Origin of the sequence: Demequina sediminis, from assembly GCF_030296675.1 — a bacterium.
In the GTDB taxonomy this organism is placed as follows: Bacteria; Actinomycetota; Actinomycetes; order Actinomycetales; family Demequinaceae; genus Demequina; species Demequina sediminis.
This window is the reverse complement of sequence record NZ_AP027736.1, coordinates 2278205-2291716: the sequence shown is the minus strand read 5'-3', so window position 1 is coordinate 2291716 and position 13512 is coordinate 2278205. Positions and strand designations below refer to the sequence as shown.

Sequence of the window (13512 nt, the reverse complement as noted above, 5' to 3'; positions counted from 1 at the left end):
GGCCGTGGACGCGGACGGGCGGTGGCGGATCCTGCGGCTGCATGTCGAGGACCAGGTCCCGCTCGCCGCGCTGGCCCGTCACCACGGCCTGGGAGTGCGCACGCTGGAACGCTGGCATGCCCGCTACCGCGCCGGCGGCCTGTCGGCCCTGGGCCGAGTGCCGCGGGCGGACGCGGGCGGGCATCACCTGCCGGCGGACCTCATCGCGCTAATCGAAGGGCTCGGGCTGACCCGGCCCCGCCCACCGATCGCCGCGATCCACCGGACGGTGGTGAAGGTCTGCGCCGGCACCGCGTGGCCGGTCCCGTCCTACGGCGTCGTCCGGTCGATCATCACCGCCCTGGACCCCGGCATGGTCACCCTCGCCCTCGAGGGAGCAGGCTCCTACCGGGACAAGTACGAGCTCGCGTTGCGGCGGACGGCCGACCGCCCCAACGCGATGTGGCAGGCCGACCACACCTTGCTGGACATCGTGCTCGTCGGCACGGACGGCAAGCCGGCCCGGCCGTGGCTGACCGTCGTGATGGACGACTGCTCCCGCGCGATCTGCGGCTACACGGTCTTCTTCGGTGCGCCGTCAACGATGCACACCGCCCTGGCGCTACGGCAGGCGATCTGGCCCAAGGCCGACCCCCGGTGGCCGATGTGCGGCATCCCCGACCTGTTGTACGTCGACCACGGGTCGGACTTCACCAGCGACCACCTGGCCCGCACCGCCGTCGACCTGCACATCCGCCTGATCCACTCCGCCGTCGCGCGACCCCAAGGGCGAGGCAAGGTCAAGCGCTTCTTCGGCACGGTCAACACCGAGCTGCTCACCACCCTGCCCGGACACCTCCACAGCGGCGCGGAGCGCTGGCCCGCGCCAGCCCTGTCCTTGGCTGACCTCGACGCCGCCGTCGGGGCGTTCGTCCTGGACTACAACGACCGCGCCCACGGCGAGCTCGGCGTCTCGCCGCGGTCGGCGTGGATCGCCGACGGCTGGCTGCCACGCCTTCCCGACAGCCTCCAGGCGCTGGACGGGCTGCTGCTGACCGTGGCCCGATCCAGGACGGTGCGCCGCGACGGCATCCACTTCCAAGGCATGCGCTACGTCTCACCGACCCTCGCCGGCTTCGTCGGCCGCCCCGTGGTCATCCGCTACGACCCCAGAGACATCACCGAGATCCGCGTCTTCGACCACGACCAGTTCCTGTGCACCGCCGTCGATCAGGAACACCACGCCAAGCAGATCAGCCTCAAGGACGTCCAGGCCGCCCGCAACGCCCGTCGCCGCGCCCTGCGCCGAGGCATCAACGAGCGGATCGCCGTCGTCGCCGCCCACACCCCCGACGCCCCTGCCAGGCCCGTGCCGCCGCGCGTGCCGACCGTGGCGCGGCTCAAGGTCTACAAGGAGGACCTCAGGTGAGCGAACGCTTCATCGTCACCAAGGAGCACCGCCGCTTCACCGAGTTCGCCGACTCCGTCCGGCGCGGGCGCACCATCGGGCTGTGCTTCGGGCCGGCCGGGGTCGGCAAGACCGTCTCCGCGCGCCGCTACGCCCACTGGGACCAAGCCCACGAGCTGCTCACCGACTGGGGCCCGCGCTGCGATGACGACGCCAAGATCTACGCCGCGCTGGCCAAGAACCGCACCGCCCTGTACACCCCCGGGGTCCTGACCACCCCGCGGCTGCTGCGCGAGGACCTGGACCGGATCATCACGCGCACCAGCATCTGCATCCAGCAGCACGTCGAAGCCCCCGACCGCATCCCCTTGGACCGGTGGGGCACCCGGCGCACCACCAACTACGTCCAGCTCGTCATCGTCGACGAGTCCGAACGCCTGAGCCCCACCGCGCTCGAGCTCCTACGGGACCGCTACGACCGCGACCAGATCGCCCTGATCCTCATCGGCATGCCCGGGCTGGAGAAGCAGTTCAGCCACTACCCCCAGTTCTACAGCCGCGTCGGCTTCGCCCACCAGTACCGGCCCCTGAGCACCGACGAGATGCTCTTCGTCCTCCAACGCCACTGGCGCTCCCTGGGCAAGACCCTCAACCCCGACGACTTCACCGACGCCCAGACCATCGCCGCGATCAGCCGCATCACCCGCGGCAACTTCCGCCTCCTGGAGCGACTCTTCCCCCAGATCGAACGCGTCCTGAAGATCAACGAGCTGCAGACCATCACCAACGACGTCGTCGAAGCCGCCGCCAGCACCCTCGTCATCGGAGTCAACTAACCGTGCCCCTGAGCGGCTGAAGACCGCCGCCACTCACCGGAGAAAGTCACAGCCCCCGCGACCCGTCGCCACGGGAGGTGCTCAGTGCCCGAAATCGCTCGTTCTGGGCACTCAGCACCTCACAGAGCGCTGGCCTGAGAGCGTTTCACCTGCTATGCATGGCGATATGCGCCTCCTGCTGCCGCTGTTCTACATCGCCCTCACGGTGTACGCGCTCGCGGACATCGTCCAGCAGCCCTCGGAGAACCCTCACCACCTGCCCAAGGTGGGGTGGATCCTGCTTGTGGTGTTCGTGCCGTACATCGGCGCCGGCGCGTGGCTGCTCGTCAAGTACCTCGACGGCCCACAGCGGCGGCCGCTGCCGCCGACTCCGCTCGCGCCGGACGACGACCCGGCCTACCGCGTGTGGCTGAACGAACAGGAGCGGCGACGCTCGCTCGGAGGCGAGTAGCGGGCGCCCGGCCGATGCTGGGCACCAGTCCGGCGCGCGGTCCACCGGCTCGCGAGGTGCTCAGTGCCCGAAATCGCTCGTTCTGGGCACTCAACACCTCACAGACCGCTGGGGCAGGCCCCGGAACGATGTCTGACGAGGCGTGCGCACGAACGCACAGCACACTAGGTTGGGCACATGCTTCTCTCGGACAGGGACATCCGCGCTGAGATCGCCACGGGCAGGGTCGCCCTCGAACCCTGGGACCCCGAGATGATCCAGCCCTCGTCGATCGACGTGCGCCTCGACCGCTACTTCCGCGTGTTCGACAACCACAAGTACGCCGCGATCGATCCCGCTGCCGAACAGCCCGAGCTCACGCGGCTGGTCGACATCAACGACGGCCCGTTCGTGCTCCACCCCGGCGAGTTCGTGCTGGGTTCGACGTATGAGTCGGTGACGCTGCCCGACGACATCGCCGCGCGCCTCGAGGGCAAGTCCTCGCTGGGACGCCTCGGCCTGCTCACGCACTCGACCGCCGGCTTCATCGACCCTGGCTTCGAGGGCAACGTCACCCTCGAGCTGTCGAACACCGCGACGCTGCCCATCAACCTGTGGCCGGGCATGAAGATTGGCCAGCTGTGCTTCTTCCGGCTGTCCTCACCCGCCGAGCACCCCTATGGGTCGGACAAGTACGGGTCGCGCTACAAGGGCCAGCGCGGGCCCACGGCGTCGAAGAGCTACCAGAGCTTCCACCGCATCGACGTGTAGGCGGTGTCGGCCTGATCACACGATTGCGGCACGCGGTCGCATCTGTCCCTACACTCGGCTGAAACGCCTATCCATCAGGGGGGACGATGCCCGACGAGCAAAGCGGCGAGCTCGGCGACAACGCGCAGAATGTGTCGGCCACCGAGGGCTTTGCCAGCCCCGACTCAACGGCAGCGCCCGAGAGTCCTGCGGCGATCCCTCCGGGGTGGTATCCGGACCCGAGCGGCGGCGCTCAGCAGCGCTGGTGGAACGGTGCGACGTGGACCGAGCATGTGGCACCGCACGGCGCGCAGCACGCCACTTCCGTGACCGGGCCCGCGCCCAGCAAGAAGCGGCTCCCCACCCTCGCGATCGTCGGAATCGTGGTGGGCGGGATCGTGGTGGGCGGTGGCCTCCTGACCGGCGTCGTGCTTGCCACGACCGAACTCGCAGACTCGATCGAGGCGGACGTTCGCGCAGGCGGCGCAGATTCTCCGGCCGCGACCTCGACCGCAGAGGCGTCCGAGGCGCCCGTCACGAACGTGCCGTCCGAGCCCATCATGGCGGTTCCGGACGGGTGGGCTCGCACGTCCATTCTCAACGGCAGCGGCACCATCGCGTACAACCCCGAGTGGGAGGACGTGTCTGACTATTTGGGCGCCGATCTCATCGAGCAAGAGGCCCTTGACAGCGGTTTCGAGCTCTCGGTCGACGGGGCGTGGGGCCTGCGAGGGGACATCGAGACCGGCATGTCAATGGTCGCCGTGCACACCATGCCGGATGTGGGCGGCCCCAGCTCGGCGCGGATCGAGGCTCAGGCCTTCGTCAAGGGCGCCACCATAGGCGTCGAGGATGTCGAGATCTTCTCGGAGGGCCCCGTCACCACGTCGCACGGACACGAGGCATACCAAATCGAGCTCGGGTTCCCCTACTACGGCGAGCAGCTCACGTACACCGTGGCCGTGATCGTCAGCGGGCACAGCCAGGTGATCGTGTACGCCAGTGGCAGCGAGACACTCGGCTCGGGGATCGACGAGCTCGAGCTGATGCTGGATTCGGTCTGGATCAACTGACCCCACCACCCCTCGCGTCACCGCCGCGTCGCGGACCCGCGCTATTCTGACGGGACACGACAGGGGAGCGCTTCCCATCGCCGATGCTCGCATCGGCCTGGGCCCAGGGCGCTGAGAGTGCGGAACCGCCGCAGACCCTCGAACCTGATCCGGCTCGCACCGGCGTAGGGAGTCGAGTCTCGTCCCCTCCTTTCCGGGAGGAAACCATGCGTCACTCACGCACCGCGGCCATGGCCGCCATCACCATCTCTACCCTCGCACTCGCCGCCTGCACGGGCGGCGGCGACACCGAGGCATCGTCCTCACCGACGCCCGTCGCGACGGACGCCTCGACGGCCCCCGCCGCCGCCACGGGAACCGTCACGGTCGTCACCCACGACAGCTTCGCCGTGCCGGACGACGTCCTCGCGGACTTCGAGGCTTCCTCGGGCCTCGACGTCGAGTTCGCCGCGCCGGGCGACGCGGGCACCCTGGTCAACCAGCTGGTGCTCACCAAGGACGCCCCGCTGGGCGACGTGGTCTACGGCGTCGACAACACGTTCGCGTCGCGCGCGATCGAGGCCGGCGTGCTCGCCTCGTACGCCCCGACCGCGCCCGCGGCGGCCGACGCGGCGGAGTACGCGATCCCGGGGGCTGAGGACCTCCTCACCGCGGTCGACTTCTCCGACGTGTGCCTCAACTACGATCTCGCCCCCTTCGAGGAGGGACTGCCGGTTCCCACCAGCCTGGGAGACCTCGCCGACCCGATGTACGCGGGACTCGTCTCCGTCCCCAACCCTGCGACCTCCTCCCCCGGCCTCGCGTTCATGCTGGCGACCGTCGCGGAGCTGGGCGACGACTGGCTGGGCTGGTGGGAGGCCATGCGCGCCAACGAGGTGCGGGTGACGTCCTCGTGGTCGGACACGTACTACACGGACTTCTCCGCCCCCAACTACGGCGGCGACTTCCCGATCGTGCTGAGCTACGCGTCCTCGCCCCCGTTCGAGGTGATCGACGGGGAGCCCACGACCGCGGCGCTGCTCGACACGTGCTTCCGGCAGGTCGAGTACGCGGGCGTCCTCGAGGGGGCCGAGAACCCCGCTGGCGCACAGGCCGTCGTCGAGTGGATGCTGTCCGACGAGTTCCAGGCCGCGCTGCCCGAGAACATGTACGTCTACCCGGTGTCGACGTCCGTCGAGGTGCCCGCCGAGTGGGCGCAGTACGCCCCGCTCGCCGACGAGCCCCTCACGCTCGACCCCGCCGAGATCGACGCGAACCGCGACCAGTGGATCGAGGCCTGGACGGCCACGGTCCTCGACTGACCGCGACCCGTCACCCGAGCCCTCCGCGATGTCGCCCTCGGCCGCGAGCACCCGCCTGTGGTGGGTGCTCGCGGCCGTGCCCGTCGCGTTCCTGACCCTGTTCTTCCTGTGGCCGGTGGGGGCGGTGCTCGCGAGGGGCCTGCTCGAGGCGGACGCGGGAACCGGTTCGGGCATCGCCGCTGCGCTCGAGGTGCTCACCCGCGAGCGCACCGTACGCGCGATCCTCACCACCGTGGGCCTCGCTCTCGCGGGCACGGCGGGCTCACTCGGCCTCGGCCTGCCCGCGGCATGGGCCCTGTCCCGCTTCCGCTGGCGGGGCGCGCGCACCGTGCGCGCCCTGGTCACGGTGCCCTTCGTGCTGCCGACCATCGTGGTCGCCGCCGCCTTCTCCGCCCTGCTGTCGCGCTCGGGACTGCTCGGCGCGTGGGGACTCGACCAGAGCGCGCTCGCGATCGTTGCCGCCCTGGTCTTCTTCAACGTTTCTGTGGTCGTGAGGATCGTCGGCGGCGCGTGGGAGTCCCTCTCCCCGCGCATGGCCGATGCCGCGCGCACCCTGGGCGCTGGCCGCGCCACGGCGTGGTGGAGGGTGACGATGCCCGCCTTGCGTCCCGCGATCACGTCCGCCGCGGCGGTGGTCTTCCTGTTCTGCTCGACCTCCTTCGCGCTGGTGCTGATCCTGGGCGGCAGCCGGATCCGCACCGTCGAGACCGAGATCTACCTCCAGGTCAACCAGTTCCTCGACCTGCGTGCGGCCTCGGTGCTCGCGCTGGTCCAGGTGGTGTTCGTGGGGCTCGCGCTGCTGGTGAGCGCGCGCGTGCGTCCGCGTCGCGCGGCGACCGCCGTCGAGCGCGCGCGGGCGCCCCGGCGCGCGGAGTGGGTGGGAATCGCCGCCGCGCTCACGCCGGTCTTCCTGCTCCTCGCCGCCCCGGTGTACGCGCTCGTGGAGAGGTCGCTGCGGACCGCGGACGGCTACGGACTCGACCACTACGCGGCGCTATTTGGCGAGCCGCCCGCGCGGTCGACGCTGCCGGTGCCGGTGTGGGAAGCCGCCGTGAACTCGCTCGTCTCCGCGGTCGTGGCGACCGCGATCGCCGGCGTGATCGGGGTGCTGACCGCGCACCTGGTCGCGGCGCGCACGCGCCGCGCGGGATTGCTCGAGGCGCTCGTGATGCTGCCCTTGGGCGTCTCGGCGGTCGTGGTCGGCCTTGGCCTGCTGCTCACGCTGAACCGCAACGTGCTGGGCGTCGACCTGCGCGCCTCGTGGTGGCTGGTGCCCATCGCGCAGGCGATGGTCGCGCTGCCGCTCATGGTGCGCGCGCTGGTGCCCGCGGCGCGCGCGATCGACCCCGGCCTGCGCGCCGCCGCCGCCACGCTGGGCGCGAGCCCCTGGCGGGTGTGGCTGCGCGTCGACGCGCCGCTGCTGCGCTCGGCCACCGGGGCATCGGTCGCGTTTGCCTTCGCGATCGCGATGGGTGAGTTTGGCGCCACCGCGTTTGTCGCCCGCCCCGACCGGCCCACGCTTCCGACCGCGATCGGTCGCCTGCTGTCACGACCAGGACTGGAGAATGTAGGAATGGCCTTTGCCGCATCGGTCCTGTTGGCCGCCGTGACGGCGGCAGTCATGCTCGCATCGGAGCGCCTGCGCACCACCGTGGGAGCGGAGCTATGAACAGCGCCCCCGAACGGGCCTCGAGGTCCGCGGCCTGCGCGTGGTCTACCCCGGTCAGCCCCCCGTCGAGGCGGTGCGGGGTGTCGATCTCACGATCTCGACCGGCGAGGTGGTGGCACTGCTGGGCCCCTCGGGGTGCGGAAAGTCCTCCCTGCTCAGTGCCGTGGTGGGCGTGATCGAGCCCGCGGGGGAAGCGTCGCGTGGGACGGCGAGGACCTCACGCGCATGCCGGTCCACCGCCGCGGCTTCGGGCTGGTCTTCCAGGACGGACAGCTCTTCCCGCACCTCAGCGTGGGGGCGAACATCGCGTTCGGCCTCGAGATGGCCGGGATGGGGCGCGCCGCACGGACCGCACGCGTCGCCGACCTCCTGGACATGGTCGGCCTCGCCGGCCTCGGGGATCGCGGCGTGACGGAACTCTCGGGAGGCCAGCGTCAGCGGGTGGCGCTCGCGCGCTCGCTCGCACCGCGGCCCCGCCTGCTCGCGCTCGACGAGCCGCTGTCCTCCCTCGACGCGAACCTGCGCGCGCGACTCGCCGTCGAGGTGCGCGACATCCTGCACGCCGAGGGAACCACGGGCCTGGTGGTGACGCACGATCCCGCAGAGGCGCAGGTCATGGCGCACCGCGTGCTGCGGATGAGCGACGGGCACCTCCTGTAGGCGCGCGGTTGCGCCGAGAGTCGCGTGTCGAGGCGCGGCCTCAGCAGTCGCACGCGATGCGCACGCCCGCCACCGGCACCGGCGCGGTGAGAGGGTCGACGGGAAGAGTCGCGTCGACCGTGGTCGAGGCCCCTGCCGCGTCGCGCTCGACGCGATCCACGGGGAATCCCTCGCGCGCCCAATACTCGAAGCCGCCGATCATCTCGCGGACCTCGTAGCCCAGCTCCGTGATGATGAGGCCGGCGCGCGTGGCGCCGTTGCATCCTGGCCCCCAGCAGTACACGACGAACCGGGTGCCTGCGGGGTAGTCGGCCGGGATCCGCGCCGCCATGTCCGGCTTCGGCAGGTGCACTGCGCCGCGCGCGTGCCCCTGCTCCCATGCCTCGGCGCTGCGCGTGTCGATCAGCACGAAGCCGGGGGCGCCAGACTCGAGCGCCGCGTGCACGTCGGAGACGTCGGTCTCATGCGCGAGCTTGGCGGCAAAGTGTGCGCGGGCGGCGGCGAGCGCGGAAGCGGGGATCATGACGCGAGCCTAGGGACCACGGCCGGGGCCAGTCGAGTGTCGGGCGGCACCGGCGTGAGCGAGCAAGCGAATTCTCGGAACTTGAGCAGAGTTCGCTCAACTTTGCCTCGTTCCGCTTGACACGATTTGCGCGCCCGCCGTAAGTTGAGTGTTGGTCGCTCAAGTCCCGAGCGAAGTCGATCACGCGGCAACGGCCGCGACTGGAGGAAGAACACCATGGCACGAGCAGTAGGCATCGACCTCGGCACCACCAACTCGGTGGTCGCGGTCCTTGAGGGCGGCGAGCCCACCGTCATCGCAAACGCCGAGGGCGCCCGCACCACCCCGTCGGTGGTCGCGTTCTCGAAGACCGGCGAGGTCCTCGTGGGCGAGATCGCCAAGCGTCAGGCGGTCACCAACGTCGACCGCACCATCGCGTCCGTCAAGCGCCACATGGGCACGGACTGGTCGACGGAGATCGACGACAAGAAGTACAACGCGCAGGAGATCTCCGCGCGCATCCTCGGCAAGCTCAAGCGCGACGCCGAGGAGTACCTGGGCGAGAAGGTGACCGATGCGGTCATCACGGTGCCGGCCTACTTCAACGACGCCGAGCGCCAGGCGACCAAGGACGCGGGCACCATCGCGGGCCTCAACGTCCTGCGCATCGTCAACGAGCCCACCGCCGCGGCACTCGCCTACGGCCTCGACAAGGGCAAGGAGGACGAGCACATCCTCGTCTTCGACCTGGGAGGCGGCACGTTCGACGTGTCCCTGCTCGAGGTGGGTAAGGACGAGGACGACTTCTCGACCATCCAGGTGCGTGCCACCGCGGGCGACAACCGGCTCGGCGGCGACGACTGGGACCAGCGAATCGTCGACCACCTCATCAAGGAGGTCAAGAACGCCGAGGGCGTGGACCTCTCGAAGGACCGTTCCGCGGTGCAGCGTCTCCGCGAGGCCGCCGAGCAGGCCAAGAAGGAGCTGAGCTCGGCGCAGCAGACCACGATCTCGCTGCAGTACCTCAGCATCGGCGAGAACGGCCCCGTGCACCTCGACACCAAGCTCACGCGCGCGCAGTTCCAGCAGATGACGCAGGACCTGCTCGAGCGCACCAAGGCGCCGTTCCACCAGGTCATCAAGGACGCGGGCATCAAGCTGTCCGAGATCGACCACGTGCTGCTCGTCGGCGGCTCGACCCGCATGCCCGCGGTCACCGATGTCGTCAAGGAACTCACCGGCGGCAAGGAGCCCAACAAGGGCGTCAACCCCGACGAGGTCGTCGCCGTGGGTGCGGCGCTCCAGGCGGGCGTCATCAAGGGTGAGCGCAAGGACGTCCTGCTCATCGACGTCACCCCGCTGAGCCTCGGCATCGAGACCAAGGGCGGCGTGATGACCACGCTGATCGAGCGCAATACCGCGATCCCGACCAAGTCCTCCGAAGTGTTCTCGACCGCCGAGGACAACCAGCCCTCGGTGCTGATCCAGGTGTACCAGGGCGAGCGTCAGTTCGCGCGCGACAACAAGCTGCTCGGCACCTTCGAGCTGGCCGGCATCGCGCCCGCACCCCGCGGCGTGCCGCAGATCGAGGTCACGTTCGACATCGACGCCAACGGCATCGTCCACGTCCACGCCAAGGACCGCGGCACGGGCAAGGAGCACTCGATCACCGTGTCGGGCGGCTCGGCACTGTCGAAGGAAGACATCGAGCGGATGGTCAAGGACGCCGAGGAGCACGCGGAGGAGGACAAGCAGCGCCGCGAGGCCGCCGAGACCCGCAACAACGCCGAGACCTTCGCGTACTCGACCGAGAAGATCCTGGCGGACAACGAGGACAAGGTGCCCGCCGAGGTTGCCGAGGACGTCAAGACCGCGATCGCCGACGTGAAGACCGCGCTCGAGGGCGACGACATCGACGACATCAAGGCGAAGCACGAGACCCTGGTCGAGAAGGCCCAGAAGATCGGCGAGGCCGTGTACGCGGCCCAGCAGTCCGAGTCCGTGAACGTCGACCCCGACTCGGCCGCGCGCACCGCGACCGGCCAGGGCGCCGACGACGACGTGGTCGACGCCGAGATCGTCGACGACGAGGACAACAAGAAGTAAGGACGATGGCGGGCGTGCGGGCCGTGCACCATGTGCACCGGGCCGCCGCCCGCCCTCGCCGCTTCACGGAAGGGCAGCCATGACCGACAACCAGAACCCCACCCCCGACGAGGGCGCCGAGGCCGAGGCCGAGCGCATCCTCGCCGACGCCGCCGCGAACCTCTCCGGGGCATCGTTCCTCGACGAGAACCGCGACGGCATCGACGACCTCAGCACGGACGAGGCCGGTGCGGACGACGCGCTCGACGCGGCCTACGCCAAGGCGGCGGAGCACCTCGCCGACCTTCAGCGGCTCCAGGCCGAGTACGTCAACTACCGCAAGCGGGTCGACCGAGACCGCGAGCTCATCGCGATCAACGCGACCGCGAAGGCGATCGAGGCGCTCATCCCCGTGCTCGACGACCTCGCCGCGGCACGCGAGCACGGCGACCTGGCCGAGGGCCCGTTCGCGGCCATCGCGGACAAGCTCGAGTCGACCCTCGGCCGGCTCGGCTGGTCCTCGTTCGGCGCACCCGGCGACGGGTTCGACCCGCAGCTGCACGAGGCCCTCATGTCGCAGCCCAGCACCGAGGTCACCGAGCCGACCATCCAGCACGTCGCACAGCCGGGCCACAAGGTGGGCGAGCGCATCGTCCGCCCGGCGCGTGTGATCGTCGCCCAGCCCGAGTAACCACCAGCCGAAAGGAGGCGCCATGACGAGCCAGGACTGGTTCACCAAGGACTTCTACGCGACGCTCGGCGTCTCCAAGGACGCCGGCCCGGACGAGGTCAAGAAGGCCTATCGCAAGCTCGCGAAGGACCTTCACCCTGACCGCAACCCCGGCGACGCCGCCTCCGAGCGCCGCTTCAAGGACGTGGGCGAGGCGTATGCCGTGCTGTCCGACCCCGAGCAGCGCAAGCAGTACGACGCGATCCGCGCCATGGGCGCGGGGGCGCGCGCTTCCAGGCCGGTGGAGGCGGCGGCACGGGGGCTTCGAGGACATCTTGGGAGGGATGTTCGGCGGCGGCGCGTACCCCGGAGGCGGCAACGTCCGCTTCCAGACGGGAGGCGCGGGGGCTTCGAGGACATCCTGGGAGGGATGTTCGGCGGGGGCCGTGCGCGTGGACCGCAGAAGGGCAGCGACCTCGCCGCCGCGGTTGAGGTGTCCTTCCGCCAGGCCGCGGAGGGCGCCACCGTCCAGTTGGGTCTCGACGGCAGCCGCGTCTCGACGCGACTGCCCGTCGGGGTCAAGGACGGCCAGCGCATCCGTGTGGCGGGCAAGGGCCGGCCGGGCGGCAACGGCGGCCCGCCGGGCGACCTGCTGCTGACGGTGCACGTCCAGCCCCACCCGGTCTTCACCGCCGACGGCCTGAACCTCAGGGTCAAGCTGCCCGTGCGGTTCGACGAGGCCGCCCTGGGTGCCCAGGTAGACGTGCCGACGCTCACCGGCGAGAAGGTCCGCGTCAAGGTGCCGGGCGGAACGCAGTCGGGGACGACCCTACGCGTCAAGGGGCGCGGCCTGACGTCGAAGAAGGGCACCGGCGATCTGCTAGTCACCGTCGAGGTCGCCGTGCCCAGGAAGCTCTCGCGAGAAGCGAAGCGCGCGGTTGAGGCACTCAGGGAGGCCACGTCGGGCGAGGACCCGCGCGCAGACCTGTACCGCGACGCGACCAGGTAGGAAGCAGGAACGATGCCCGCTAGCGTGGGCGCGAAGGAGGTGCACGGTGGAGCAGCCAGACGTTGACGAGCCAGTGTTCCTCATCTCCGCTGCCGCGGAGCTGGCCGGAATGCACGCGCAAACCTTGCGTCAATACGACCGGCTCGGCCTGGTGGTGCCGCGCAGGCGGCCAGGCGGCGGCCGCAGGTACTCGCTCCGTGACGTGGCCGTGCTGCGCGAGGTGCAGCGGATGAGCCAGGAGGAGGGCATCAACCTGGCCGGCATCGCGCGCATCCTCACCCTCACGCGCCGCGTGCAACAGCTCGAGCACGAGGTCGAGCGCCTGCGTCCGCGCGCGGATACCGGATCGCGCGTCTTCACGACCGGTCCCACCGGCAACGTCGTGATCGTCGAACGCGGGCGCCGGGCGCGGCGCGACGAGGGCCGCGCGGTCGTGGTCTGGACGGGCAGGCGAACCTAGTTCGCGACCCCGCGGGCGTCGACCGCGAGCGCGACGTCGACCGCCGCGGCGTAGTCGGAGAAGGGCTCGTCGCTCATCGCGTGCGTGCGCCGCAGCAACTCGAGGCTCACATGACCATGCAAGGTGGCCCACATGCGAGCCGCCGCCTCGTGCCACGCCGTGGGGTCGGCATCGGCGCTGTCCAGCGCGGCCGCGACGCGTGCACGGTGGGCGAAGAACGAGTCCCACGTCCGGTCGCGGGTCGTGTCCGAGGGCTGGTGGCCCGCCACGGCAGGCACGAACATCGTGTGGAACTGGGGCGCGTGTTCGAGCGCCCACGTCCGGTACGCGAGTCCGGTCGCGATGAGGCCGTCGCGGCCGCCGCCGCCGTCCTCGAACGCACGGTCGAGCGCGGCATCGAGAGAGTCGAATCCTGCCTCGACGACCGCGTCGATGAGGCCCGACTTGCCGCTGAAGTGCGTGTAGACGCCCATGGTCGAGCACCCCGCGGCCTTGGCGACCGCGCGGACCGTGAGGCCAGCGGTGCCCTGCGCCTCGACGATGGCGATCGCGCTGTCGAGCAGTCGTGACCGAAGGTCGGCGAGGGGGATTCGGTCATAGGGAAAATAATAGGTGAAGGGTTAACCTTCACAGTCACGCGAACAGGTCCGCTGCCCCGTCGACCAGGTGAGACGACGAAG

Annotated in this window: 14 protein-coding genes, 1 pseudogene and 1 riboswitch; of the genes and pseudogenes, 13 read left to right on the top strand and 2 right to left on the bottom strand. The window is 70.4% G+C overall.

Annotation, left to right across the window (positions count from 1 at the left end):
• Positions 1 to 4: 4 nt before the first annotated feature.
• The 9 genes and pseudogenes from QUE44_RS11715 to QUE44_RS11680 all read left to right on the top strand — a co-directional run bounded on the left by QUE44_RS11715 (position 5) and on the right by QUE44_RS11680 (position 8106).
• Positions 5 to 1408: a TnsB C-terminal domain-containing protein gene (locus tag QUE44_RS11715; protein WP_286214744.1), complete on the top strand. Its 1404-nt coding sequence runs from the start codon at positions 5 to 7 to the stop codon at positions 1406 to 1408.
• Complete coding sequence (locus QUE44_RS11710; RefSeq protein WP_147794725.1) at positions 1405 to 2223, top strand: AAA family ATPase; 819 nt, start codon at positions 1405 to 1407, stop codon at positions 2221 to 2223. The genes QUE44_RS11715 and QUE44_RS11710 overlap by 4 nt, the downstream gene beginning before the upstream one ends.
• A 166-nt stretch (positions 2224 to 2389) precedes the next feature.
• Positions 2390 to 2674, top strand: a complete 285-nt coding sequence (locus QUE44_RS11705) for a PLD nuclease N-terminal domain-containing protein (protein WP_286214740.1) — start codon at positions 2390 to 2392, stop codon at positions 2672 to 2674.
• 177 nt (positions 2675 to 2851) lie between these two features.
• Positions 2852 to 3424 (top strand): dCTP deaminase, encoded by a 573-nt coding sequence (gene dcd, locus QUE44_RS11700; RefSeq protein WP_286214739.1) that lies wholly within the window; start codon positions 2852 to 2854, stop codon positions 3422 to 3424.
• An 86-nt stretch (positions 3425 to 3510) separates the two neighbouring features.
• Entirely contained in the window at positions 3511 to 4476 is a 966-nt protein-coding gene (locus tag QUE44_RS11695; RefSeq protein WP_286214738.1) for a DUF2510 domain-containing protein, read from the top strand.
• A gap of 51 nt (positions 4477 to 4527) precedes the next feature.
• Positions 4528 to 4664: riboswitch (TPP riboswitch) on the top strand.
• An 18-nt stretch (positions 4665 to 4682) separates the two neighbouring features.
• Positions 4683 to 5777, top strand: a complete 1095-nt coding sequence (locus QUE44_RS11690) for a thiamine ABC transporter substrate-binding protein (RefSeq protein ID WP_286214737.1) — start codon at positions 4683 to 4685, stop codon at positions 5775 to 5777.
• A gap of 28 nt (positions 5778 to 5805) precedes the next feature.
• Positions 5806 to 7446, top strand: coding sequence for an ABC transporter permease (locus QUE44_RS11685; RefSeq protein ID WP_286214735.1), 1641 nt, complete (start codon positions 5806 to 5808; stop codon positions 7444 to 7446).
• A gap of 40 nt (positions 7447 to 7486) precedes the next feature.
• Positions 7487 to 7585, top strand: a pseudogene (locus QUE44_RS14185) (ABC transporter ATP-binding protein); the annotation flags it as partial.
• 86 nt (positions 7586 to 7671) lie between these two features.
• Positions 7672 to 8106, top strand: coding sequence for an ABC transporter ATP-binding protein (locus QUE44_RS11680; protein WP_286214734.1), 435 nt, complete (start codon positions 7672 to 7674; stop codon positions 8104 to 8106).
• 40 nt (positions 8107 to 8146) lie between these two features.
• On the opposite strand, the gene QUE44_RS11675 is transcribed toward QUE44_RS11680, so the two are convergent.
• A complete protein-coding gene (locus QUE44_RS11675; RefSeq protein ID WP_286214733.1) occupies positions 8147 to 8629 on the bottom strand; it encodes a rhodanese-like domain-containing protein in 483 nt (160 codons plus the stop codon).
• A 216-nt stretch (positions 8630 to 8845) separates the two neighbouring features.
• On the opposite strand from QUE44_RS11675, the gene dnaK reads away from it, so the two are divergent.
• The 4 genes from dnaK (at position 8846) to QUE44_RS11655 (ending at position 12832) form a co-directional block, all read left to right on the top strand.
• Entirely contained in the window at positions 8846 to 10714 is a 1869-nt protein-coding gene (gene dnaK, locus QUE44_RS11670; protein ID WP_286214732.1) for a molecular chaperone DnaK, read from the top strand.
• 79 nt (positions 10715 to 10793) lie between these two features.
• A complete protein-coding gene (locus QUE44_RS11665) occupies positions 10794 to 11384 on the top strand; it encodes a nucleotide exchange factor GrpE (RefSeq protein ID WP_286214730.1) in 591 nt (196 codons plus the stop codon).
• Positions 11385 to 11406: 22 nt separating this feature from the next.
• Positions 11407 to 12372: a DnaJ C-terminal domain-containing protein gene (locus QUE44_RS11660; RefSeq protein ID WP_350226837.1), complete on the top strand. Its 966-nt coding sequence runs from the start codon at positions 11407 to 11409 to the stop codon at positions 12370 to 12372.
• Between the two features lie 46 nt (positions 12373 to 12418).
• Positions 12419 to 12832, top strand: coding sequence for a heat shock protein transcriptional repressor HspR (locus QUE44_RS11655; protein ID WP_286214728.1), 414 nt, complete (start codon positions 12419 to 12421; stop codon positions 12830 to 12832).
• Here the strand turns inward: QUE44_RS11655 and QUE44_RS11650 are convergent.
• Entirely contained in the window at positions 12829 to 13395 is a 567-nt protein-coding gene (locus QUE44_RS11650) for a TetR/AcrR family transcriptional regulator (RefSeq protein WP_286216764.1), read from the bottom strand. The genes QUE44_RS11655 and QUE44_RS11650 overlap by 4 nt on opposite strands.
• Positions 13396 to 13512: the final 117 nt, after the last annotated feature.